16 protein-coding genes are annotated in these 24,734 nt (G+C 73.2%); 9 read left to right on the plus strand and 7 right to left on the minus strand.

Annotation, left to right across the window (positions count from 1 at the left end):
* Positions 1-331 precede the first annotated feature (331 nt).
* The 4 genes from SXIN_RS11745 to purN form a co-directional block, all read right to left on the minus strand.
* Positions 332-844 carry a DUF3017 domain-containing protein gene (locus SXIN_RS11745; RefSeq protein ID WP_019710444.1) on the minus strand — a complete coding sequence of 171 codons (513 nt, stop codon included), beginning with the start codon at positions 842-844 and terminating at the stop codon, positions 332-334.
* A complete protein-coding gene (locus SXIN_RS11750) occupies positions 834-1,715 on the minus strand; it encodes a bifunctional methylenetetrahydrofolate dehydrogenase/methenyltetrahydrofolate cyclohydrolase (RefSeq protein ID WP_019710445.1) in 882 nt (293 codons plus the stop codon). The genes SXIN_RS11745 and SXIN_RS11750 overlap by 11 nt, the downstream gene beginning before the upstream one ends.
* 224 nt (positions 1,716-1,939) lie before the next feature.
* Positions 1,940-3,553 (minus strand): bifunctional phosphoribosylaminoimidazolecarboxamide formyltransferase/IMP cyclohydrolase, encoded by a 1,614-nt coding sequence (purH, locus tag SXIN_RS11755; RefSeq protein ID WP_019710446.1) that lies wholly within the window; start codon positions 3,551-3,553, stop codon positions 1,940-1,942.
* Positions 3,550-4,221, minus strand: a complete 672-nt coding sequence (gene purN, locus SXIN_RS11760; protein ID WP_095756960.1) for a phosphoribosylglycinamide formyltransferase — start codon at positions 4,219-4,221, stop codon at positions 3,550-3,552. The genes purH and purN overlap by 4 nt, the downstream gene beginning before the upstream one ends.
* 247 nt (positions 4,222-4,468) lie before the next feature.
* Here purN and SXIN_RS11765 point away from each other — a divergent pair, with 247 nt between their 5' ends.
* Entirely contained in the window at positions 4,469-5,458 is a 990-nt protein-coding gene (locus tag SXIN_RS11765) for a hypothetical protein (protein WP_095756961.1), read from the plus strand.
* 115 nt (positions 5,459-5,573) lie between these two features.
* Here the strand turns inward: SXIN_RS11765 and SXIN_RS11770 are convergent, their stop codons facing one another.
* The 3 genes from SXIN_RS11770 to sucC form a co-directional block, all read right to left on the minus strand.
* Positions 5,574-7,076 carry a cell division protein PerM gene (locus SXIN_RS11770; RefSeq protein ID WP_095756962.1) on the minus strand — a complete coding sequence of 501 codons (1,503 nt, stop codon included), beginning with the start codon at positions 7,074-7,076 and terminating at the stop codon, positions 5,574-5,576.
* Between the two features lie 214 nt (positions 7,077-7,290).
* Complete coding sequence (gene sucD, locus SXIN_RS11775) at positions 7,291-8,175, minus strand: succinate--CoA ligase subunit alpha (protein ID WP_019710448.1); 885 nt, start codon at positions 8,173-8,175, stop codon at positions 7,291-7,293.
* Between the two features lie 21 nt (positions 8,176-8,196).
* A complete protein-coding gene (gene sucC, locus SXIN_RS11780) occupies positions 8,197-9,372 on the minus strand; it encodes an ADP-forming succinate--CoA ligase subunit beta (protein WP_019710449.1) in 1,176 nt (391 codons plus the stop codon).
* A gap of 1,034 nt (positions 9,373-10,406) precedes the next feature.
* On the opposite strand from sucC, the gene SXIN_RS11785 reads away from it, so the two are divergent.
* Genes SXIN_RS11785 through SXIN_RS11820 form a run of 8 tightly spaced genes read left to right on the plus strand, consistent with a single transcriptional unit; the run spans position 10,407 to position 24,729 of the window.
* On the plus strand, positions 10,407-12,254 hold the full coding sequence (locus SXIN_RS11785; protein WP_019710450.1) for a phage tail sheath C-terminal domain-containing protein: 1,848 nt from the start codon (positions 10,407-10,409) through the stop codon (positions 12,252-12,254).
* A 7-nt stretch (positions 12,255-12,261) separates the two neighbouring features.
* Positions 12,262-12,786 carry a phage tail protein gene (locus SXIN_RS11790; protein WP_019710451.1) on the plus strand — a complete coding sequence of 175 codons (525 nt, stop codon included), beginning with the start codon at positions 12,262-12,264 and terminating at the stop codon, positions 12,784-12,786.
* A gap of 19 nt (positions 12,787-12,805) precedes the next feature.
* Positions 12,806-13,699: a T4 family baseplate hub assembly chaperone gene (locus SXIN_RS11795; protein WP_238153960.1), complete on the plus strand. Its 894-nt coding sequence runs from the start codon at positions 12,806-12,808 to the stop codon at positions 13,697-13,699.
* The gene (locus SXIN_RS11800) at positions 13,692-14,423 is read left to right on the plus strand and encodes a hypothetical protein (RefSeq protein WP_095756963.1); all 732 of its coding nucleotides are present in this window, start codon (positions 13,692-13,694) and stop codon (positions 14,421-14,423) included. Before SXIN_RS11795 ends, SXIN_RS11800 begins: the two co-directional genes overlap by 8 nt.
* Before the next feature lie 3 nt (positions 14,424-14,426).
* Complete coding sequence (locus tag SXIN_RS11805) at positions 14,427-15,596, plus strand: Pvc16 family protein (RefSeq protein WP_095756964.1); 1,170 nt, start codon at positions 14,427-14,429, stop codon at positions 15,594-15,596.
* Between the two features lie 30 nt (positions 15,597-15,626).
* A complete protein-coding gene (locus SXIN_RS11810; protein ID WP_095756965.1) occupies positions 15,627-17,783 on the plus strand; it encodes an ATP-binding protein in 2,157 nt (718 codons plus the stop codon).
* Complete coding sequence (locus SXIN_RS32120; protein ID WP_238153736.1) at positions 17,774-18,211, plus strand: hypothetical protein; 438 nt, start codon at positions 17,774-17,776, stop codon at positions 18,209-18,211. Before SXIN_RS11810 ends, SXIN_RS32120 begins: the two co-directional genes overlap by 10 nt.
* Positions 18,208-24,729 carry an eCIS core domain-containing protein gene (locus SXIN_RS11820; RefSeq protein WP_050931297.1) on the plus strand — a complete coding sequence of 2,174 codons (6,522 nt, stop codon included), beginning with the start codon at positions 18,208-18,210 and terminating at the stop codon, positions 24,727-24,729. Before SXIN_RS32120 ends, SXIN_RS11820 begins: the two co-directional genes overlap by 4 nt.
* Positions 24,730-24,734 lie beyond the last annotated feature (5 nt).

A 24,734-nucleotide genomic window follows, 5' to 3' on the forward strand; every position in this document is an offset into this window, starting at 1 on the left:
GTGTCGTCCCACGATCGCCCCCGTCGGCGGGCAGGCGTGGTGCCGCTGAGGAATGGCCCGCACTATCGGTTGTGCGACAAGGGCGGCGCGGTCCACCCCGCGCCGCCCCCACCCGGCCCAACGGAACCACCCTGACCACCCGACCCACCAGCGCCACCGGCACCGTCCGCACCGCCCGCATCGCTCCGGGGGAATCCATCGCGGGAACGGGCCCGGAGACCCGGAGAGCGCCGCGCGGCACACAGGCCGCGGCGGCCCCTCCCGCACACGGCGGCGGCCCGTCCTCTCACGGGGGAGAGGACGGACCGCCGTCCGAGGTACGGGGGCTGGGTCAGCGCACGGCGAAGCGGATGATCTTCTCCAGCCAGGGGATCTCCAGCCAGGGGTCGGGGAGCGACATCAGGGCCAGCAGCGAGATGAGGGCGCCCAGCACGCCGTAGGTCACCATGTCCGTGAAGCGGGACCGCACGGCCAGCATCCCCACCGACGGCAGCGCCCACCGCAGCACCGCGCCGGCGAGCAGCGAGAGCCCGATGAGCAGGGTGCCGACCCGGGAGACGCCGAAGGCTACGAGGATCAGGCCGACCGCGGTGCCGCCCAGCACCGACAGCAGCGGCCACTGCCGTACCGGGGCCGGCGCGTCGCCCGGCGCCGCACGGCCGCCGCCCTCGGGACGGGCGGTGCTCCGGGTGAAGCGGGGGAAGCGGCGGCTGCGGCCCGGTCCGGAACCCCTGCCCGGGCCGGTGTTCCCCTCCGTCCCGTGGTTCCCGTCCGTCCCGTGGTTCCCCTCCGTCCCGGCGTTCCCGTCCGCCTCGCGGCTCTCCACGGCGGCCTCAGCCCGCATGGTCCGCGGTGTCCCGGACCCCGGCCTGCCGTTCGGCGGCCTCCACGACGTTCTGCAGCAGCAGCGCGCGGGTCATCGGGCCGACACCGCCCGGGTTCGGCGCCACCCAGCCCGCGACCTCCGCCACGTCCGGGTGCACGTCGCCGACGATCTTCCCGCTCTCGTCCCGGCTGACGCCGACGTCCAGGACGGCCGCGCCCGGCTTGACGTCCTCGGGCCGGACGATGTGCGGCGCCCCAGCGGCGGCGACGATGATGTCGGCCTGCCGGAGCTGCGCGGAGAGGTCGCGGGTGCCGGTGTGGCAGAGGGTCACGGTCGCGTTGACCTCGCGGCGCGTGAACAGCAGGCCGATGGAGCGGCCGACGGTCATCCCGCGGCCGACGACGGTCAGATGCGCGCCCTTGGTCTCCACGCCGTGGCGGCGCAGCAGCGCCAGGATGCCGTTGGGGGTGCAGGGCAGGGCGGCCTCCTGGTTGAGCACCAGCTTGCCCAGGCTCATCGGGGCGAGGCCGTCGGCGTCCTTGGCGGGGTCGATCAGCTCCAGGACGCGGCCGGTGTCGATGCCCTTGGGCAGCGGGAGCTGGACGATGTAGCCGGTGCAGGCCGGGTCCGCGTTGAGCTCCCGTACGACGGCCTCGATCTCCTCCTGCGTGGCGGTCGCGGGGAGTTCGCGCTGGATGGAGGCGATACCGACCTGCGCGCAGTCGCGGTGCTTCCCGGCGACGTACTTCTGGCTGCCGACGTCGTCGCCGACGAGGAGGGTGCCGAGCCCGGGCGTCACGCCGCGGGACCTGAGCTCCGCGACGCGGGTGGCGAGTTCGGACTTGATCGCGGCCGCGGTGGCCTTGCCGTCGAGAATCTGGGCAGTCATGGCTTCATCCTCCCGGATGACCGGCGGCGGTGGCCAATGTGGTCCGCCGCGACGGGGCGGGGGCCCGCGGGGGTACGGGCGGTGGTGCGGGGCGCGGCACCGGCGGCCGGCCCCGGGCCGCGCGCCCCGGGGCGTACGGGCCCGGGGCGTACGGGCCCGGGGCGTACGGGCCCGGGGCGTACGGGCCCGGGGCGTACGGGCCCGGGGCGCGGGGGCGGGCCGGCTCAGTGGAAGAAGTGCCGGGTCCCGGTGAGGTACATCGTGACGCCGGCGGCCTTCGCCGCCTCGGTCACCTGCTCGTCGCGGACGGAGCCGCCCGGCTGGACCACGGCGGTGACACCGGCCTCCAGCAGCACCTCCAGGCCGTCCGGGAACGGGAAGAAGGCGTCGGAGGCGGCGTACGCGCCGGCCGCCCGCTCCGCGCCGGCCCGCTGCACCGCGAGCTTCGCGGAGTCGACGCGGTTGACCTGGCCCATGCCGACGCCGACGGTCGCGCCGCCCTTGGCGAGCAGGATGGCGTTGGACTTCACGGCGCGGCAGGCCCGCCAGGCGAAGGCCAGTTCGGCCAGCCCGGCCTCGTCCAGCGCGTCCCCGGAGACCCGGGTCCACGTCTCGGGCAGGTCGCCCTCGGCCTGGAGGCGGTCGCCGTGCTGGAGGAGCACACCGCCGGAGACCGGCCGCAGCTCGTTCGCCCGGCCCGGGGCGCCCCCGACGCGCAGCACCCGGATGTTCTTCTTGCGGGCCAGCACCTCGACGGCGCCGTCCTCGTACGCCGGGGCGGCCACGACCTCGGTGAAGATCTCCGCGACCTGCTCGGCCATCGCCACGGACACCGGGCGGTTGACGGCGATCACGCCGCCGAAGGCGGACAGCGGGTCGCAGGCGTGCGCCTTGCGGTGTGCCTCGGCCACGTCGGCGCCGACGGCGATGCCGCAGGGGTTGGCGTGCTTGATGATCGCCACGCAGGGCTCGTCGTGGTCGTGGGCGGCGCGGCGGGCGGCCTCGGTGTCGACGTAGTTGTTGAAGGACATCTCCTTGCCGTGCAGCTGCTCGGCGTTGGCGATCCCCTCGGGGGTGCCGTCGGTGTAGAGGGCGGCGGACTGGTGCGGGTTCTCGCCGTAGCGGAGGGTGCTCTTGCGGCGCCAGGTCTCGCCGAGGAACTCGGGCAGCGCGGTGACGTTCTCCGCGTGCTCGGGGGCGTAGGTGCCGGTGAACCAGGAGGCGACGGCGACGTCGTAGGCGGCGGTGTGCTGGAACGCCTCGGCCGCGAGCCGCTTGCGCGCGTCCAGGCCGAAGCCGCCGTCGCGGGCGGCGGCGAGGACGTCCCCGTAGCGCGCGGGGCTGGTGACCACGGCGACCGAGGGGTGGTTCTTGGCGGCGGCACGCACCATGGACGGCCCGCCGATGTCGATCTGCTCGACGCACTCGTCGGGGGTCGCGCCGGAGGCCACGGTCTCCCGGAACGGGTAGAGGTTGACGACGACCAGTTCGAAGGGCTCCACCTCCAGCTCGGCGAGCTGCTTGCGGTGCTCCTCCAGCCGCAGGTCGGCGAGGATGCCGGCGTGCACCCGGGGGTGCAGGGTCTTGACGCGCCCGTCCAGGCACTCGGGGAAGCCGGTCAGCTCCTCGACCTTGGTGACGGGCACGCCGGCGGCGGCGATCCGCCCGGCCGTGGAGCCGGTGGAGACCAGCTCGACCCCGGCCTCGTGCAGCCCACGGGCCAGCTCCTCCAGGCCGGTCTTGTCGTAGACGCTGACCAGCGCGCGGCGGATGGGCCGCTGCGTGCCGTCGGGGCCGTGGAGGCCCGCGGGGCCCGCGAGGCCTTCAGGAGTGGTCATGGGATCTGTACCTTTCGTCCCTCGATGCGATAGCCGTTGCGGGCCAGGCGCCCCACGACATCGACGAGCAGCCGTCGTTCGACTTCCTTGATCCGCTCATGGAGCGCCGCTCCCCCGTCCTCGTGGTCCTCGTCCCGGACCTCGACCACGCCCTGGGCGATGACCGGTCCGGTGTCGACGCCGTCGTCGACGAAGTGGACGGTGCAGCCGGTCACCCTGACCCCGTACGCGAGGGCGTCGCGCACGGCGTGGGCGCCGGGGAAGCTGGGGAGCAGCGCGGGGTGGGTGTTGATGAACCGCCCCCCGAACCGGGCGAGGAATTCCTTGCCCACGATTTTCATGAAACCCGCCGAGACCACGAGGTCCGGTGCGAAGCGGGCGGTGGCCTCGGTGAGCGCCCGGTCCCAGGCGGCCCGGTCCGGGTGGTCGCCGAGGCGGCAGACGAACGTCGGCAGCCCGGCGCGCTCGGCGCGCTCCAGGCCGGCGATGCCGTCGCGGTCGGCGCCGACGGCGACGATCTCGGCGCCGTACGAGCCGTCCGGGGCGGCCGCGACCGCGTCGAGCAGCGCCTGGAGATTCGTACCGGAGCCGGAGACCAGCACCACCAGCCGGGCGGGCCGGCCCCCGTCCGGAGTCCGGGAGCGGGCGCTGGGAGGGGGCGAGGACACGGCGGAACTCTCTCTCGAGGGGCGCAGGTTTGTGGGGTCGCACAAGCGAGGAGCATCCTGGTGTCCGGAAGACCCTACGAAGCCGCCGACCACGGGCCACGATACCGGCACCGCGGGCAGCCCCCGCGGGACGGGGGCGCGCGCGGGAGGTAGCGTGCGTCTCAGACACCGACGTCACTCCGAGGGCCGAATCCGCCGACGCGGGCCCGCGGCCCGGACGACGACACGAGGGAAGACAACACTCCAGATGCCGGACCGACGCCTCCGCGCGACTCCCAGCCTCCCGCCGTTCCCCACCCCGCTCCTGCGCGAACGCCCCCCGGCGTCGGCGTCCCCGGCCTCCGGCGGGCGGGACGGACGTGACGGACGCGACGGACATGACGCGCGCGGCAGCGGCGGTGACGGCGGAACGGCCGGAACGCCGGAGCCGGGCACGGACCGCGGGACCGCGGGCGGCGACCGGGCAGACGGCGACCGGACCGGCGGCGACCGGCCTTCCGATGGCCGGGCCGGCGAGCCCGACAACCCCTTCGCGCCGCCGCCGGAGGGCCGCCCCGACCAGGAGTGGCGGCCCCGCGGCGGGCGCGGCGAGGGCCGGGGCGGCGGCGAGGACGGCGGCCGGCGCCCCTCCTGGGGCAGCTCCCGGTGGAGCAGCCGCCAGCCGGGCCGCCAGAGCGGCGGTTTCGGCGGCGGACGCCAGGACGGGCCGGGCCGCTCCGAGGGCCCGGGCGGTCCCGGCGAGCTGCGCTGGGACCCGACGGACCCGAATCAGCGGCGCGCCCGGTACGCGATGGTCGCGGGCATGTGGGGGTTCATCCTCGCCCTGTTCAGCCTGCCCGAGATCGCCCTGCTGCTGGGCTCCCTCGCCCTGTACTGGGGCATCAGCTCCCTGCGGGGCAGGGCGCAGCGCCCGGAGAGTCCGGCGTCCCGTACCGCGGCCGCCCGCCCGGAGGACGTGTCGGGCACGCCGGACACCGCCGCGACCCCGGCCGCCGGACCTGCCAAGTCCCCGTCGCAGAACGGCGGTTACGGGGCCAAGTCGCAGAAGAGCGCGGCGGTCAGCGGGCTGGTCACGGGCAGCCTCGCCCTGGCCGTCGTGGCGACGACCTACACCTTCCAGATCGTCTACCGCGACTACTACACCTGTGTGGACGACGCCCTGACCCGCTCGTCCCAGCAGCAGTGCGAGGAACTCCTCCCCGAGCGCCTCCGCCCCCTCCTCGGCGTCCCGGACTGATCCGGGGGCACCAGCCCTTCCCGGGCCTCTCCGGGGCCTCGGGGCCTCTCCCGGATCTTCCGAAGAGCCCGCGCGCTTTCCGCCGGTCCGGCGGTCCGCCCGGGGTCCCGGCCCGTCAGGCCGCGGCGGTGACGGCGTCCGGGCCCGTGCCGCGCCACCGGCTCTTCCGCAGCCACCAGCCGTGGAGCACGAGCGCGGTGGGCAGCCCCAGCGCGCCCGTCCAGGCGGCTGCGGCCGCTCCGGTCCGCCAGGCGTCGGGACCGAGCCGGGCCAGCGCGCCGGTGCCCAGGGTGCCGCCGGACACGGCCGCGATCAGCGTCATCGCGAGCCCGCAGACCACCGCCCCGTAGAGGGCGGTCAACGGCGTCTGCCACCACGCGGGGACGGGCCGCCCCGCCGCCCGCGCCCGGTACGCGGCGAGGGCCGCGCGCCGGCCGAGGGCGATCCCCGCCGCCACGGGGACCGCGCCGGCGGCCCAGGTCAGCGGGGAACCGGGGCCCTCGGCCGGGAGCGCGGCGAGGAGGGGGAAGCGCGGCAGCTCCGGGTAGCCCGTGGTGGCGAGGGCGGTGACGGTGCTCCCGGCACCGGCCGTGAAGCCGGGCCCCAGTCCGTAGGCCGCGGCCCAGACGGCGGCGTTGGGCGCCAGGGCCAGGCAGAGCAGCAGGACGGCGGCCCGGCCGGGCACCGTTCCGTCGAGGGCGAGCAGCGCGTCCCGCGCCTCGGCACCGTGTACGGCGAGGGAGCCGGCCGTGAGCAGCGCACCGCCGCACAGGAGCACCCCGACCGCCAGAGCCGCCGCCCGCGGCCCGGCCCCCGCCCCCGGATAGCCGAACGGGGCGCGCACGGCGCGCGGCAGCCGGTGCAGAGCGGCGCGCACGCCGGCGGGCAGCCGCCGCTCGGCCAGGCCGCCGGAGGCCCAGGTGCCGCAGAGCACCGTCACGGCGCAGACGGCACCGAGCCGGGGCAGCACCTCGGCCGGCACGGCCCGCAGCGGCCCCTCGCCGGCGTACAGGGCGGCGCCGAGTCCGACGAGGAGGTAGCCGGCGCAGAGCCAGCCGAGTGCGCCGAACGCGCTGTACGCGGGCGGGTGCGGCAGCTCTCCGCTCTGCGGCGCCCCGTCCCGTGCCGCGTCCCGGTCGCCGGTCGTTCCTCGCGGTCCGGCGAACTCCGTCCGTGCGATGCGCGCCGCCAGGGCCGCCTCCGCGAGCGCGGCGGATTCCGCCGCCTCCGCCTGCTCCGCCTCCTCGGTGGCCCGCCGCGCCGAGCGGAACAGCAGCCACACCGGCAGCAGCCCGACCAGCAGCGGCGGCAGGCCCACGGGCGCCGTACCGCCGTCCGCCCCGGTGGCGCGGAGGAGTTCCACGCCGTGGCCGAGGAGCCAGAGGGCGGCTGCGGTCCGCAGCGCGCCCTCGGGTCCGGTGCCGGTGTCGGCCGAGACGATCCAGTGGGCGAGCACCACCACGGCGGGCACGCCCACCCCCAGCCCGGCCGCGACCGCGCCGCCCGCCACCCCGGCTCCGGCGGTGCGGAGGCGCTCGCCGGCCGGGACGGGCGGGGCGGCGGAGTGGTCGCGGGCGGGGAGGGGCAGCAGGCCGGGGTCGGCGATCGGTCGGCTCACACGGCCATGCTGCCAAGCGGCATCCGGTATATCCGGTTAGCCGCAAATATTCGCTGTGTCGTGTGCGCGTCCGGCCCGACCGGACGGTCCCGGGCACGGGGCGCCCGCGGCGGTTCCGGACATGCCGCAGGGCGCCGGCTCCCGCCCGGAGGGGGGACCGGCGCCCTGGGGAACGCCGGCCGCGCGGCCGTACAGCCGTGCGGCGGGCCGGAGATCAGCCGGCGAGGGCGGTGCGCGCCAGGCGGGCCGTCTCGGACGGGGTCTTGCCGACCTTCACGCCCGCGGCCTCCAGGGCCTCCTTCTTCGCCTGCGCGGTGCCGGAGGAGCCCGACACGATGGCGCCGGCGTGGCCCATGGTCTTGCCCTCGGGCGCGGTGAACCCGGCGACGTAGCCGACGACCGGCTTGGTCACGTTCGCCTTGATGTACTCCGCGGCCCGCTCCTCGGCGTCGCCGCCGATCTCACCGATCATCACGATCAGGTCGGTGTCGGGGTCGGCCTCGAAGGCGGCCAGGGCGTCGATGTGCGTGGTGCCGATGACCGGGTCGCCACCGATGCCGACGGCCGAGGAGAAGCCGAGGTCGCGCAGCTCGTACATCATCTGGTACGTCAGCGTGCCGGACTTCGAGACCAGGCCGATGCGGCCGGCGTTGGTGATGTCGGCCGGGATGATGCCGGCGTTCGACTGTCCGGGGGAGATGAGGCCCGGGCAGTTGGGGCCGACGATGCGGGTCTTGTGACCCCGGGCACCGGCGTGGGCCCAGAACGCGGCGGTGTCGTGCACCGCGATGCCCTCGGTGATGACGACGGCGAGGCCGATCTCGGCGTCGATCGCCTCGACGACCGCGTCCTTGGCGAACTTCGGCGGAACGAAGATGACCGTGACGTCCGCGCCGGTGGCCTCCATGGCCTCCTTGACGGAGCCGAAGACGGGCACCTCGGTGCCGTCGAAGTCGACCGTGGTGCCGGCCTTGCGCGGGTTCACGCCGCCGACGATGTTCGTACCCGAGGCAAGCATCCGCTTGGTGTGCTTCTGGCCCTCGGAGCCGGTCATCCCCTGGACGATGACCTTGCTTTCCTTGGTGAGGAAGATAGCCATGGTGTTGGTGACCCGTTCCCTTTACTTAGCAGCCAGCTCGGCGGCACGGTCGGCCGCACCGTCCATGGTGTCCACCTGCTGGACCAGCGGGTGGTTCGCGTCGGAGAGGATCTTGCGACCCAGCTCCGCGTTGTTGCCGTCGAGCCGCACGACCAGCGGCTTGTCGACCTCTTCGCCCTTGGACTTGAGCAGCTCCAGGGCCTGCACGATGCCGTTGGCGACCGCGTCGCAGGCGGTGATGCCGCCGAAGACGTTGACGAAGACGGACTTGACGGCCGGGTCGCCCAGGATGATCTCCAGGCCGTTCGCCATCACCTCGGCGGAGGCGCCGCCGCCGATGTCGAGGAAGTTGGCGGGCTTGACGTTGTTGTGCGCCTCACCGGCGTACGCGACGACGTCCAGGGTGCTCATCACGAGACCGGCGCCGTTGCCGATGATGCCGACCTCGCCGTCGAGCTTGACGTAGTTGAGGCCCTTGGCCTTGGCGGCGGCCTCCAGCGGGTCGGCCGCGGCCTTGTCCTCCAGCGCCGCGTGGTCCGGCTGGCGGAAGTCGGCGTTGGCATCCAGGGACACCTTGCCGTCCAGCGCCAGGACCTTGCCGTCGTCACCGGTCTTGGCCAGCGGGTTGACCTCGACGAGCAGGGCGTCCTCGGCGATGAACGCCTTCCACAGGGTCTGCAGGATCTCGGCGATCTGGTCCGCCACGTCGGCGGGGAACTTCGCCGCCTCGACGATCTCGCGGGCCTTCTCGGGGGTCACGCCCTCGTTGGCGTCCACCGGGACCTTGGCGAGGGCCTCGGGCTTGGTGGCCGCGACCTCCTCGATGTCCATGCCGCCCTCGACGGAGGCCATGGCCAGGAAGGTGCGGTTGGTGCGGTCCAGCAGGAAGGAGACGTAGTACTCCTCCTTGATCTCCGCGGTCTGGGCCAGCATCACCTTGTGGACCGTGTGGCCCTTGATGTCCATGCCCAGGATCTGGCCGGCCTTCTCGACCGCGTCGGCCGGGTCCTTGGCCAGCTTCACGCCGCCGGCCTTGCCGCGGCCACCGACCTTGACCTGCGCCTTGACGACCGCGCGGCCGCCGAGACGCTCGGTCACCTCGCGCGCCGCCTCAGGCGTGTCGATCACTTCACCGGCCAGCACCGGTACACCGTGCTTGGCGAAGAGGTCCCTCGCCTGATACTCGAACAGGTCCACGCGCGTCCGTCCCTTTGCGTCTCGATACCGCTGTCGTGGTGATTGCGGTGCGTTGTCTGCATGGGCGTGCCGCAGGGGCAGCGTGACGACGCGGTCACTGGGAGGCGCACACACTGGCCGGTACGCGGCATGTCCGTCCCGCAGGTTATCGCCGTCCGCCGGAGCGCCCTAAATCGCAGATCACATGTGCGCGGTGATTACAGTCACAGATCACAAGAGTGGCGGCGCGCCGTACCGGGGATATCCCCGGCATCGGCGACAGTGGCCTCGCCCGGGGCGGCTGCGCCGACCGGGCGGCGCCCGGCACCAGCGGTGGAGGCCGGTGCCGGGCGCCTTTTCCCGCCCCCGCTCCGGGCCTCAGGCGTTCGCCTCCCCTCCCCTCCCCCTCCCCTCCCCTCTTCTCGCTCGCCTCGCTCGTCTCTGTCGTCTCGGTCGCCTCGGTCGTCGGGTGCGCGGCCTGCCCCGGACCGGGCCGCCCCGCGGCCGTCGCGATCGGCGCCGCTGGAGCGCTCCCGGGTGGGCGCCGTCGGCATCCGACAAGCCCGCCGGTCCTTCTCTCGCCGGGCCGTATACGGCTCTTTCACACCTTGTACAGCTGCCGGTGATCCCGCGACCCATGGCCAAAGCGCTCATTTTTCGCCTTCCGGTACACAAACCGGCGCGCCGACACCCTCACCCTTTCGACTTAATCCGATTCCCGGAACATTGAATTCCGCCACGGCATTGATCACCCACTTCCGCTCCGGCCCCGGAAAATGCCCTGATTCACCGCCTTGGCATGGCTGGCGGAACGGTGCCATCCGCTTCGCGGAAAGGCCGGAAACCGTCCTTGACCCTCACTTGACGGGGCGCCCAGACTCCAAGTGGCACTCATGCACCAAGAGCCACAGGCAATTAACGCCTGGGCGCGCGGTACCGAAAATCGCGCGGGGTGTGCGTCGGGGGGACGGAGAACGTGCGCGTGCGTTCATGGGCCGTACACAACTCCTTCATCCCTTCTTCTCATCTCTTGGTGCGCGAAGGGAATGGAGGGAATGCCGGTGCGAACGGCCCATCCCGGCGTATACATCGAGGAACTTCCCAGTAGCGTCCGCACCATCGGCGCGGTCACCACCTCGGTGACCGCCTTCGTCGGGCACACCCGCCGAGGGCCGCTCAACCAGCCGGTGCGGATCACCAGTTTCGCCGACTTCGAACGCCGCTTCGGTGGTCTCACCGCCCGCAGCGCGGTCGGCCACGCCGTCCACCAGTTCTTCGGCAACGGCGGCTCCGCCGCGGTGATCGTGCGCGTGGCCGCCTCCGGCTCCGGGGAGGAGGCCGAGGTCACGCTCGAGTCCACCGAGGACGGCAGCGCCCGCCCGGTGCTCCGGGTCACCGCCCGGGAGGCCGGCGTCTGGGGCTCCGGCCTGCGGGTGTTCGTCGACCACGACACCCGGCGCCCGGACGAGACCTTCAATCTGCGGATCGCCGACGCGAACGGCGAGGCCCGGGAGAGCTACACCGGTCTCTCCATGCACCCCGGTCACGGGCGTTACGTGGAGACCGTGGTGAACGAGGGCTCGGAGCTGGTGCGGGTCAGGGTCACCGGCGAGGGCCGGCCCGACCCCTCCGGCACGGTGTCGAAGCCGTTCGGGGCCGAACTGCCCGACCCCGCCGTCGAACTGACCGTCAAGATCGGCAAGACGGAGCGCAGCTTCACCCTGTACGACCCCGCGGTGGACGGCCCGGCCCCGGTGACCGTCACCGAACTCGCCCTGCTGCTGGAGCGGAAGCTGCGGGCGCTGCCCGACGCGCCCGGCAAGCGGGCCTTCGCCCGGGCCGAGGCCACCGCCTTCGGCGACCGGATCCAGGTGGTCGCCGGGTCCGCGGACCCCCGCGACACCGTCAGGTTCCTCGGCGAGTGCGCCAACGACCTGGGCCTGGAGGGCTCGGTCAACCCGCCCGTCTTCCCGCTCACCGGCGGGGCGGACGGCGATCCGCCCGGACCGCGGGACCTCATCGGGAGCGAGGACCTCAAGACGGGGCTGCACGCGCTGCGCGACGCCGACGACGTCAACCTGCTGTCCCTGCCCGAGCTGGCGGCGTACGAGTCCACCGAGGACATGGTCACGGTCATCTCGGCGGCGGTGGCGCTCTGCGAGGAACGGCGGATCTTCCTGCTGGTCGACGCCCCGGCGTCCTGGACCAGCGTGGACCGGGCGCGGGCCGGGCTGGCCGCGTTCGACCCCGTCCGCAGCGACTACGCGGCGCTGTACTTCCCGCAGGTGCGGCTGACCGACCCGCTCACCGGGCGGCTGCGCACCTTCCCGCCGTCCGGCGCCGTGGCCGGTGTCACCGCCCGTACGGACGGTGAGCGCGGGGTGTGGAAGGCGGCGGCGGGCACGGAGGCCCGGCTGGCCGGCGTGCGGTCGCTGACCGTGCGGATCACCGACCGGGAGAGCGGCCTCCTCAACCCGCTGGGCGTCAACTGCCTGCGCACCTTCCCGGTACTCGGCCCGCTGGTCTGGGGGGCCCGCACCCTGGAGGGCGCGGACGGCCTGGACAGCGACTGGAAGTACGTACCGGTGCGGCGGCTCGCCCTGCACATCGAGGAGAGCCTCCACCGCGGGCTGCAGTGGGTGGTCTTCGAGCCGAACAGCGAACAGCTCTGGCAGCAGATCCGGCTGGACGCCTCGTCGTTCCTGCACACCCTGTTCCGCCAGGGCGCGTTCAAGGGCCGCACTCCCCGCGAGGCGTACTACGTGAAATGCGACGCGGACACCACCACCGAGCAGGACATCGCACAGGGCGTGGTGAACGTCGTGGTGGGATTCGCGCCGGTCAGGCCCGCGGAGTTCGTGGTCGTCAAGATCCAGCAGATCGCCGGACAGTTCGAGATTTAGGAATCCGATGGCCGAGTTTCAGATCAACGCCCATCGCTTCGACCCGTACAAGAATTTCAAGTTCCTCGTTCTCTGGGGCGGGCGTACGGTCGCGGGCATCAGCAAAATCAGCCCGCTGAAGCGCACCACCGAAGTGGTCAAGCACCGCAATGGCGGCGACCCCAGCACTCCGCGCAAATCGCCCGGGCGTTCCGAATTCGAGGGTGTGACCCTCGAACGCGGTGTCACCCACGATCCGGAATTCGACCGCTGGGCCAACAAGGTCTGGCAGGTCGGGGCCGGGCTGGGCGCCGAGGTGTCGCTCGCCGACTTCCGCCGGGACATCGTAATCCAGGTCCTCAACGAGGCCGGGCAGGTGGCCGTCTCGCACAAGCTCTACCGGGCCTGGCCCAGCGAGTACCAGGTACTGGGCGAGCTGGACGCCAACGCCAACGCCGTCGCGATCCAGAGTCTCAAGCTGGAGTGCGAGGGCTGGGAGCGGGACTACGAGGTGCCGGAGCCGACGGAGCCGTCCTTCACCAACCCGGTCTGAGCGCCGGGCGGTCCGCGTGATGGAGACGACGGCGCCGGCGGAAGCCCCGCGGCCCGGGACGGTGCACCCGCCCGGGACCGCGGAGCTGCTGGCCGTGTGGGAGGCGGGGCTCGCGCAGCACGGCCCCGGGCGGGCCCTGCTGCTGCACCGCGCGGCCCGCCCGGGGACCGGCACCGGCGAACTGCTGGCGATGCCGGTCGGCGAGCGGGAGACGGATCTGTTCGCGCTGCGGAGCGCGCTCTTCGGCGAGCGGATGGAGGTGCGGATCGAGTGCCGTGCCTGCGGCACGTCGATGGAGTTCGACCTCGACGCGGGGCGGTTGCCCGGTGAACCGCCCCGGGCCGGGGAGCCGTTGCGGGTCGCGGAGGACGGCTGGGTGGTCGAGTTCCGGCTGCCCACGGTCGCCGATCTCGCGGCGGTGGCCCGGGCGGCGGCGGACGGCGGGACAGCGCCGGATCCGGGTTCCGGTGGGGAGGGCGGCGTGCGTGGTGCCCCCGACGGCTCCGCCGCTGCGGAAGGTTCCGCCGGTTCCACCGGCCCCGCCGCGCCGGCCCGGCGGATGCTGCTGGCCCGCTGCATCGTCTCCGCGGCACGGAACGGCGAGCCGGTCCCCGGGGACCGGCTGCCCGACGTCCTGCCCGAGCGGGTGCGGCGGCGGATCGCCGAGGCCGCCGAGCGTGCCGACCCGGCCGCCGAGGTGACGCTCCACGTCACCTGCCCCGAGTGCGGCGAGGCCACCCCGGCCGAGCTGGACATCGCCTCCTACCTCTGGACCGAACTCGACTCCTGGGCGCGGGACCTGCTGCTCGACGTCCACCTGCTCGCCACCGCCTACGGCTGGAGCGAGCCGGAGATCCTGGCGCTGAGTCCGCTGCGGCGCCGCTACTACCTGGAGCTGTGCGCAGATGGCTGACCCCGACTACTTCGACCGGCTGCTGGCCCGGCACACCCCCGTACGGACGGTGACCGGCGCCGCCGCCCCGGCGCGGGTGCGGCCCCGGCTGCCCGGCCCGTTCGAGCGGGTCGAGTCGCTGCGTCCGGCGGGCTCCGGGCAGGACGAGGACGGTTTCCTCTCCGCGCCCGCGCCCCCGGCCGCCCGCGGGGTGGTCGAGACGGTCCGGCGGGAGCGCGAGGTCCGGACCGACCGGCACACCGTCGTCCGCTCCGAGGTGCCCCGCGGCGAGCCCGGGCCGCCGGTCACCGCGCGGCCCGCGGCGCCGCTGCTGCGGCCCGCCGCGCCGCTCGCACCCGGTCCGCGCCCGGCGGGGCGGGAGGCCCCGCGGCGGGAACGGCGGGCCGCGCCCGCCGCGCCCGCCCCCGGCATGCCGGAACCCACGGTCGCGGCGGCCGCGCCCCACCCCCCGGGCGTGGTCGCCGCTCCCCCCGCCGCCGTGCCGCCGCGCCCGCGCGAGGCGGACACGGCTGCGGCCCGGGAAGCCGCCCGCTCCGGTGCCGGACGGCGCCGGGGACGGGGCACGGAGCAGGTCGTGCATGTGGAGATCGGCCGGCTGGAGGTCAGCGCCGCGGGCGCGGCCCGTCCCGGCGAGCGGGCGGGCGGCGGTTCCGGCCGTACGGGCCGGCCCGCGCCGGCGCTGAGCCTGGAGGACTACCTGACGCGCGGCGGACGGAGGAGCTGAGGCATGAGCAACGCACTCGCCATCGCGACGGTCACCCAGGCGCTGGCCCACCTGATCGCGAACAACCTGACACCGGAGTTCAACGAGGCGGTCCGCGTCGAGCCCCGCAAGCCCCCGGCCGAGCCGCCGCCCGACCCGCTCATCACGGTCTTCTGCTACCAGGTGACGCCGAACGCCTCGATGCGCAACAACGACCTGCCGACCCGGGCCTCCGACGGCACCCTCGTCCAGCGGGCCGCGGCGGCGCTCGATCTGCACTATCTGATCAGCGCCTACGGGGAGGAGGCCGAGCTGGTCGGGCAGCGGCTCATCGGATGCGTGGTGCGCACGCTGCACGAGATCCCGGTGCTGCCGCGCGACGTGATCACGCAGGCCGCCGAGCGCCCGCATCTGGCGGGCAGCGATCTGGCCGACGCCGTGCAGAAGGTCCGCTTCACCCCGACCCAGATGGACATCGACGAGACCTCCAAGCTCTGGGGGATGCTCCACCAGACGCCGTACTCGCTGTCGGTGGCCTACCAGGCGTCGCTGGTGCTGATCGAGGGCCGTGAACTGCCCGTCCAGGCACCGCCGGTGGAGCGGCACACGGTACGGGCGCTGCCGTTCGGCGCCCCGGGCGCCCCGCTGCCGCCGGGGGGCGGTGCGGGTCCGCCGGACGGTCCGGGGCGGGCCGGGGGCGCGGCGCGAGCCGGGGGCCGGGCGCCGGCCGGCGGTGGCGCGTCGCGCGCGGGGCGGAACCCCGGCGCGGCCGCGGTCTCTCCCCCGGCCCGGCCCGGGACGGCGTCCGCCCCCGCGACGGCCTCCGCGGCACCCTCGGCGACCGCGGCCTCCACGGCCACGGCTCCGGCGGCGGCCGGTGCCGCCGCCCGGCGGACCACGGCACGGGCCGGACGCCCCGGCGCCGTGTCACCGGCGGCACGGACCAGGCCCGAGGAGCCCGCGCCCGCCACCACGGCACCGGCGCGCAAGCCCCGTGTCACCGGCGCGTCCCCGGCCCCCGGGCCCGGCGCGGGCCGCAGCGCCGCCGCAGCGCCCACCGGCACGGCGGGTGCCGGCGGCACGGCGAGCCCGGGGGGCACGGCGGGCACGACCGCCGGGAACGGCACCACAGGCCCCGGAAGCGGCGGCGCCAACGGCGCCCCCGGCGCGGCCGGCGAACAGCGGGAGGGCTGAGGCGCGGTGGCGGGGACAGGCGAGGGCGGGATGACGTCGGGCGGGACCGGGCCGGCCGCCGCGTCCGGGTACGCGGACGGTCCGGCGCTGGCCGCTGCCGTGCGGTCGGTCCTGGCGCGCCTCGACGCCCACGCCGCCCGCGCCCGGACGTCCACCCGGCCGGAGACCGGCGGCCCCGGCACCGCCCGCCCGGCCTCCCCCGGTCCGGCGCCCGGGCCCGTCCCCGGCGCGCGTCCGGCAGCGTCCGGGACGGAATCCCACCCGGCTCCCGCCCGTGCCCACACCGACGCCCCGGGCCCGGGCACCGGACCGGACCGGCCCGGGGAGGAGCCGTCCGCCGGCTCCGGGCCGGGGGCTCCCGAGCGGTCCGCGTCCGGCGGCCCCGCCACCCTCGACGCCCTCGTGGCCTGCTTCGGCCTCAGCTCCTTCGAACGCGATGTCCTGCTGCTCGCCGCTGCCGCCGAGCTGGAGCCGACCACCGCCTCCCGTTGCGCCGCCGCGAGCGGGGACCCCGAGCGCCCGTACCCGACGTTCTCCCTCGCCCTGGCCGCGCTGACCGAGCCCCATTGGAGCGCCCTCACCCCCGTGGCCCCGCTGCGCCGCTGGCGGCTGGTCGAGCTGGACGACGAGACCCGGCTGACCACGTCCCGTCTCCGTACGGACGAGCGCATCCTGCACTTCCTCCTCGGCTCGCCGTACCTGGACGCCCGGCTGCACGGCCTGCTGCGGCGGGTGCCGCTCCCGGCCGGCCTCCCGCCGTCGTACGAGACCGCCGCGCGGCGGATCGCCACCGGCTGGGCGGAGTCCGGACCGGGCGTGCCGCCGCGCGTGGAGCTGGTCGGCGGCGACCGGCACACCCGGGAGGAGATCGCCGCGTCCGCCGCCCGCCGCAGCGGCCTCGGGCTCTACGCGATGGCCGCCGAGGACGTGCCGTCCGGTCCCGCCGAGCGCGACCGTCTCTCCCGGCTCTGGCAGCGCGAGGCGATCCTGCTGCCCGCCGCGCTGCTGCTGGAGAGCGGCGAGCTGGACCGCGAACAGGCCGCGGCGGCCGACGCGTTCATCGCGGGCGCCGCCGTGCCGCTGGTCGTCGCCAGTACGGACGCCCGGCCCGCCACGCACGCGACACGCGGCGAGCGGATCACCGTCCCGGAGCTCGGCGACGAGGAGCAGCTGCGGCTGTGGACCGAGGCGTTCAGCGGTGTGCCGGGGGTCGGCGAGGAGCAACTGCGGGAGCTCGTCGCGCAGTTCTCGCTGCCGCCGCACGTCGTGCGGTCCGCCGCCGCGACCGTGCGCCGCGGCCTCGCCGGCGGGGAGGCCGCCGTCTCCGGCGCGCAGGGGCTCGCGTGGGCGGCCGGGCTGACCGAGGCCCGGATGGGCCTGGACGAGCTGGGCCGTCGGATCGAACCGGAGGCCGGCTGGGAGGATCTGGTGCTGCACGAGCGCCAGTTGCGCATCCTGCGCGAGATCGTGGCGCACGTACGGCAGCGCGGCACCGTCCACCAGGAGTGGGGCTTCGCGCGGACGCTGCGCCGGGGCCTCGGCGTCACCGCGCTCTTCGCGGGCGGCTCGGGCACCGGCAAGACCCTCGCGGCCGAGGTGATGGCCAAGGAGCTGGGGCTGGACCTCTTCGTCATCGACCTCTCGCAGGTCGTGTCGAAGTACATCGGCGAGACCGAGAAGAACCTGCGCAAGGTGTTCGACGCTGCGGAGCGCGGCGGGGCCCTGCTGCTGTTCGACGAGGCCGACGCGCTGTTCGGCAAACGCAGCGAGGTCAAGGACAGCCACGACCGGTACGCGAACCTGGAGGTCAGCTATCTGCTGATGCGGATGGAGGCCTACCGGGGCCTGGCGATCCTCACCACGAACATGAAGAAGGCCCTGGACACGGCCTTCATGCGGCGCATCCGTTTCGTCGTCGACTTCCCGTTCCCCGGGGAGGCCGAGCGGGCCGAGATCTGGCGCCGGGTGCTGCCCGCGCAGGCGCCGGTCAAGGACATCGAACCGGAGCGGCTGGCGCAGCTCACCGTGGCGGGCGGCTCCATCCGCAACATCGCGCTGGCGGGCGCCTTCCTCGCGGCGGAGGAGGGCGAGTCGCTCCGGATGCGGCACATGCTGGCCGCCGCCCGCACCGAGTACCTGAAGCTGGAACGCTCCCTGACGCCCTCGGAGGTCCGCGGATGGATCTGAACGGGACACGTCGGAACGAGACGGGACGGAACGCGGCGGGGCCGACGACGGGAGCTCTGCCCGACGGGACGCCGCGGTCCGCCGGGCCGGAGCGGGCCCGTCCGCCCCGGGAGATCCGGGTCGAGATCGGCGAACTGGTGCTCGACGGCTTCGACGCCCGTGTCGACACCGACCGGGTGACGGCCGCCTTCCGCGCCGAACTCACCCGGCTCGTACGGGAGCGGGGCGTGCCGCTGGCGTCCGGCGGCCGGGACCTGACGGTGGAGGCCCTGTCCGGGCTGCCGCCGCTGCCGCGCACCGCCTCACCCGCCCGGCTGGGCGAGGCCCTGGCGCGCGCGGTGCACGCGGGGCTCTCGGGGGACGGCGCGCCGGACGCCTCCGGCGGCCCGGAGCGGCGGCCGGGTTCAACGGGACGGGGGCGCACATGAGTTCGCACGCGTCACAGGACTCCCGCGCGGAGACGGCGCGGAACGCCAAGCGCCGCAAGCGCACGGAGCGGTCGGGGAAGAACACCGCGCCCGAGCCCAAGGACATCGTCAGCGGCGCCGGGCAGCCGCTCGACCTGAGCGTGCGCCGGGAGCTGGAGGAGCGGCTCGGCCACGACTTCAGCCGCGTACGCCTGCACACCGACCGGGACGCGGGCGCGCTCACCGACCTGCTGGGCGCGGACGCCATCGCGGTCGGCCAGGACATTTTCTTCCGCGAGGGCACGTACCGGCCGGGGACGGCGGACGGGCAGCGGCTGCTGGCGCACGAGCTGCTGCACACCGTGCAGAACCCGGACGGCCTCGGCGCCCTGCGCGCCGGCCGCGACCTGGGCGCGGTGAGCCTGCCGGAGCAGACGGTCGAACGCGAGGCGGAGTCGGCGGCACAGGAGTCCGTACGGAACGCGATGCTGGGCTCCGTACGCGAGGACGAGCCGGCGGCCGGGGTCGAAGCGGGACAGCCGACCCCGGGCTGGCTGCGCTACGCGACGGTGGACGCGGACCGGCGGCGGGCGGAACTGCTGGACCCGGCGACGCTGGTGGACCGGCTGGCGAACTCGATCGTGCGCTCCCTGCGCGGCGACCCGGAGGACCGGTCGAAGCGGACCCGCATGCAGTTGGCCCGGCTGCCGGAGGACTTGCAGGAGTCGGTCCTCGACCGGCTGGAGGCGAGGCTCCTCAGCTCGGAGCACGAGCGGGTGCTCGACCTCGTGGAGGAGATCGAGGACCGGGACGACGACTTCGGGCAGGAGTCGCACGGGGCCCCGCGGATCGAGCCGGATCTCGCCGAGGAGCTGCGGTTCCAGGAGGAGACGCGGCAGCGGTCGGCCGAGGAGGAGCAGCAGCGCGAGCAGCGGCCGCCGACCGCGCCCGGCCCGGAGAAGGACCGGTCCGACGACGGCGGCGCGACCGGCAGCACCCCGCAGAACGGCGGCGAGCAGGGGGAGAACGCCACCACCCCGCAGGGCGGAAGCACGCAGGAGCAGCAGCCGGGCGGCGCGGATTCCAGCGGTACGGCGGCCGGGGAGCAGCAGACGGAGAGTCCGGCTGCGGCCCCCGCGCAGGAGGCGGCGGCTTCCCGGGGCCAGGGCGGCTCCGCCGACGCCGAGTCCGACGACGGTGCCGCGGGCGGCGAGCAGAAGAACGCCGAAGAGGGCGCGGAGCAGACCGAGCAGGAGAGCACCCCGGCCGCGAGCGAGGAGGAATCCGCGGCCAGGAACCGGCCGGGCGCGGCGGAGGCCCTGGTGGCGGGCCAGCAGGTCAAGAAGGAGGACAAGGCCGGGCAGGAGAAACCCACGGGCTCTCCGACGACGGCCGGTCAGGACACCCAGTTCTCCCGTGCCGTCAGCACCCTGGACGGCGTACGGGGACAGGATCTCGACGAGCTGGCGGAGGAGCCCGACGAGGACCCGTTCGGCCAGGGCAGCCGGTCCGAGGTCGAGGTCGGAGGCGCTCCGAAGAGCGCCTGGGACATCAAGCTCCAGCCGGAGGACTTCCTCCCGCAGCAGGACCTCGACGTGTCCGCAGTGCCGACCGCGGACGAGCTGGACCCGTCCTCCTCCGCCGCCCCCGCCATGCCGTCCTTCCCCGCTCCGCCGGAGACCCGGGCCGACAAGGTGCAGGCCGAGCGTGACGCGGAGGACGCCGAGGACGCGGCGGCCGAGGCCGAGCCGGAGGAGAAGGACCACACCGCCGGCTCCGAGACACCCGAGCGGTCACCGGAGACCGAGGGCACCGGCCCGGACGGGCAGCCGGGCGGGCTCGACCTGGAGAAGCCGGAGGCGCGGCCCGGCCCGGGCACGGTGTCGAAGGACCCCAAGGCCGGTGCCGACCCGAAGGAGGGACCGGTCGCGGCGCAGACCGCGGTGCAGGAGGGTCCCGCCGGTTCCGAGAAGGAAGAGAAGACCGAGGAGCAGTCCGCCAAGGAGGAGAAGGGCACCTCGGCCAAGGGGGAGGAGTCGGGGAAGAACCCGGAGAAGGCGTCCCAGGAGGCGGCGGGCGGACAGTCGGCGGAGAAGGACCCGGCGGCCGAGGAGGGCAAGGGCGGCCCGGCCGGTGAGAGCCAGGGCCAGACGCAGCAGGAGTCGGCCGAGGGCGGCGGCAAGAGCGAGCCGGCGGCGGAGGCGCAGGACACGTCCGCCGCGCGGGACAGCCATGTCTCCGGCGGGTCCAACGCCGACGTTCCGGGCGGCGCGAGCAGTGACGCGGCCTCGGGCTCGCAGAGCGGACCGTCGGGCGGTCCCGCGCAGACGGAGGAGAGTCCCACCACCACGGACGCCCCGGCGGCACGGACCTCCGCACCGGCTGCGCCCGCGCCGAAGAAGGCCCCGGCCGCGGCACCCGCGCCCACCGCGGCGCCGAAGCCCGAGACGGAGAAGCCGAAGTCCTCCCCCGCCAAGTCCGGCTCGGCGGCCAAGGCACCACGGGGCGGAGGCGGCGGCGGAGGTCCGGCCAAGGGAGGCAGGGGGAAGGGCAAGAAGAAGGACACCGGCGCGGCCCCGAACCTCTCCCAGGTGTCCCCGGAAGCCGGCCTGTCCACGGCCTCGACGCTCAAGCCGCACAAGGCAATGGAGGCGATGGGCGGAGTCAGCGGCTCCGTGGACCGCACCGTCGGCGACGAGCACCAGCAACTCGCTGCCTCCCCGCCGTCGCTGGAACGCCCGGCGGGTGCTCCGCAGACCCTTCAGGGGCAGCCCAAGACCGACGCGCCCGCCCAGTACTCCGAGGACGAGGCCGCGAAGTCGGAGGCGCCGGAGGGCGAGAAGGCGGAGGTCAAGGGCGCAAAGGAGCCCGAGGGCGACATCGAGGCCGAGAAGGCCGAGGAGCCCGGCGGCTGGGACACGTTCAAGATGGCGCTCGGCTTCGGCCTCGGCAAGGTTGCGAGCTGGCTGGGCTTCGAGGTGGACGCCTCCGAACTGGCGGCCAAGTTCGCCGGGCTGCCGACGAAGGACGAGGCGCTCAAGCAAGCCCAGGCGGGGAACGCGCCGGGCGTCGGGATGAAGGACGCCGCCGACGGCACGGCGGACGAGCAGGGCGCCGCCGTCGACAGCAAGGGCGAGGACACCGTCGCGACGGGCCGCGACGACGCGAACCGCAAGATGGGCGAGGACCAGGTCTACCCGGACGCTCCCAAGGAGCAGATGCGGGCCAAGGTCCCGGGCGCACAGGGCGGCAAGGGCGGCGGCCCGGGCGGCGGCGGAGCCGGCACGGGTGTGGTCCCGCCCGAGGCGGCGTCCGAGGTCGCGGAGCACGACAAGGGCCCGGAGTTCCAGGCCGCGTTCAGCAAGGGCCAGAGCGACATGTCCAGCGGCCGGCAGGCCAAGGACAAGGACTTCCGGGTCTCCCAGCAGAAACACAAGGAGCAGGTCGACTCCGAGGTCGCGAAGAACACCGAGAGCCAGGCGGGCGAACGCGAGAAGGCGATGAGCGAGGTCACCGCCGAACGCGAGAACTGGCGCACGGAGCAGGACAAGGAGCTGGAAAGCCTCGGCACCAAGAAGACCGAGCGCCACGAGAAGGTCCGCAAGGACGTCAAGGACAAGGAAGAGGAGACCGACAAGGACACCGAGAAGGAGAAGGAGGACAGCGACAAGAAGATCAAGGACAAGAACACCGAGGCCGAGAAGGACGCCGAGAAGAAGCGCGACAGCAGCGTCGAGGAATCCGGAAACTGGGTCACCAAGGCGTTCGACTGGATCAAGCAAAAAGTCATCGAGATCAAGAACGCGATCGTCAGCGTCATCAAGAACGCGCGCGAGGCGGTCATCGGCTTCATCAAGAACTTCAAGGAGACGGTCGAGCGCTGGATCAACGAGGCGCGCGAGGCCATCGTCGAGGCCATCAAGAACTTCATCGACGATCTGATCGAGTTCGCCAAGGCCATGGTGCGGGCCGTCATCGAACTGGCCAACCGGATCCGGAAGTTCATCACCGACCTGATCGCCGCCGCGATCGCCCTGGTCAACAAGCTCGCCAACATGCTCAAGCAGATCATCAGCGATCTGCTCAACGCCATCGGCAAGCTGCTGAGCAGCCTCCTGGAGATTCTCAGGAAGGCGCTCCTGGACGTCGTGAAGGCCGTCAGGGACGCCATCAAGACGGTCCTCGAATACGCCTCCAAACTACTCGCCGCGCTCGGCGACTTCATGCTGATCGCCGTCGACTTCCTCTCCGACCCGGGCGGCTGGCTGAGCGGCGCGAAGAACTCCGCGGTGGACGGTTCGAAGAACCACCTGTTCGCCGAGGTGAAGGCCGCGGTCAAGGAATGGTTCCAGTCCAAGATCGAGGAGATCCTGGGCATCCCGAAGGCGATCATCGACAAGCTGATCAAGGGTGGCTACACCCTGGAAAAGATCGTCAAGGAGACGTGGGACGCCATCGTGCCCTCGCTCCCCTTCATCATCGGCGAGATCGTCATCACCAAGGTCGTCGCCAAGCTGATCCCGGGCGCGGGCTGGGCCATGGCCGTCATCGACGCCATCAGGGTGGCCATCGGCGCCCTGGGCGAGATCCTGCGCGCGATCGGCGCGGTCATCACCTGGCTGAAGGCCGTCCGCCAGGGAGGCGCGGGCGTCCTGTTCGCGAAGGCCGTGGCCGCCGGCATCGTGGCGCTCCTCGAACTCGCCTACGAGGCGCTGCTGAGCGGCATCGGCAAGTACATCGGCAAGGTGGGCCGCCGGCTCAAGGGCGTGGCGGCGAAGCTCGGCAAGAAGAAGGACAAGCCGGGGGACAAGAAGGACGCGGGCGGGGACGGCTCGGACCCCAAGAAGAACACGGACAAGGACAAGGGCGGCGACAAGAAGGACCAGGACCGTCCCGGCACCCAGAAGCCCACCACGAAGACCTCGGACACCCCGGGCAGCACCCGCCCGACCACGACAAAACCGAAGCCGGACACGTCGAAGCCGGACACGAAGCCGAGCACGAAACCGGACGGCAAGCCCGACCGGAAGAAGGACACCGACAAGCCCGGCGCCAAGCCGGACACGGGCAAGCCCGGCCCGAAGAAGGACCAGGACAACACCCCGAGCACCCCCAACAGGCCGAAGGGCCCGTCCGACAGGGACGGCGACAGCACCAGGCCCAGGGGCACGGACACGGACACCAAGCCGAAGCCGGACAAGGACGACGACAAGCCGGCCACGACGCCCCCGTCCCCGAAGCCCAAGCCGAAGGACAAGGACAGGGACGCCGACAGCACCAAGCCGAAGGAAGACACCCCAGGCAAGCCCAAGAACAAGGACGACGACTCCACCCAGCCCAAGAAGGACGACCCGCCCTCGACGAAGCCCAAGAACAAGGACGGGGACAGCACGAAGCCGGACAAGGACGACGACAAGGACGGCCCGGGGCGCCCGAAGTCCGACAAGGACAAAGAGGAACGGAAGAAGGAAGAGGAATCTCCGGATGCTCTGGATCAGCGACTGGACATCATAACGGCGCGTATCCGTGCATACCTTCTCCCGAAGTTGAGGGAGGGGATACCGGAGAACACTTTCGACGCGACCCTCATCGCCCTGCGGAACCGGTACCGCCTGAGAAGTTTGCGAGCCTACGGCAACCCTGACATCGACGTCATCGCCAGGCTGAATCCGACTTCGAACCCGGTGGATGCAGTCCGTACGGATGAGCCGGGACAACCGCAACCGATCATCCGCCTGGAAGAAGAAGAAAGGCCGCTCCCCCCAACAGATTACCCCGACCTTCCGCCCGGTGTGCGCGCGAACGAGGTCACCAAGGTTCATTACCTGCACAAACCCATCAGGCAGGGCGAGCCGGCCGGTGCCGCAAATGATAAAGAAGGCGAGAACCCTCCTGGCCACAAAAAGGAGATGCGGTACTGGCCGGATGCGATCGTCAAAATGCACTTGATTCCCGACAAAATGGGTGGCCCTGCCACCGGCGCGAATCTGGTTCCCGCCCCCTCGCGCACGAACAGCCGCTTCAATACACAGGTGGAAACCCCTGCGGTGAACGAAGCGAAATCATCAGACAAATCCATGTCCTGGTACAAAGCTGTGGTCCAATTCTCACACCCCTCCCCATGGGAGAATTTCCCCTCACGTATTACCGGGTCGTGGAATACGTACGAACCATCTGACAAGGAAGCCAGCGGCTGGAAGGAAAAAACGGCAACACCCGACAAGACGTACTCGGAACCCGTAGCCATCCCTCGCAAGCCAGACGAAGACTGGAAGATCAGAGTCAGCGACCAGTACGAGTCTAAAACTCGCCTCAAGGAACGGTTGACAAGTCCAAGGCCTCCCATTCGGAAGCCATCGAAACGACTCCTGGAAGATATCCTGGAGATGGCCCAGGAAAGGAAGTTCGACAACGCGGACGACCTTCTCGATCGCTTGAGGAAGAAGGGAAAATACACAAAGGATGAGATCGACGGCATCGAGGAAGCGCTACGCGGCCTGGACAGAGAAGATCTGATCGACTACGAGCCCTTGGAATAGCGGTG

Source organism: Streptomyces xinghaiensis S187, assembly GCF_000220705.2.
GTDB classification, from domain to species: domain Bacteria; phylum Actinomycetota; class Actinomycetes; order Streptomycetales; family Streptomycetaceae; genus Streptomyces; species Streptomyces xinghaiensis.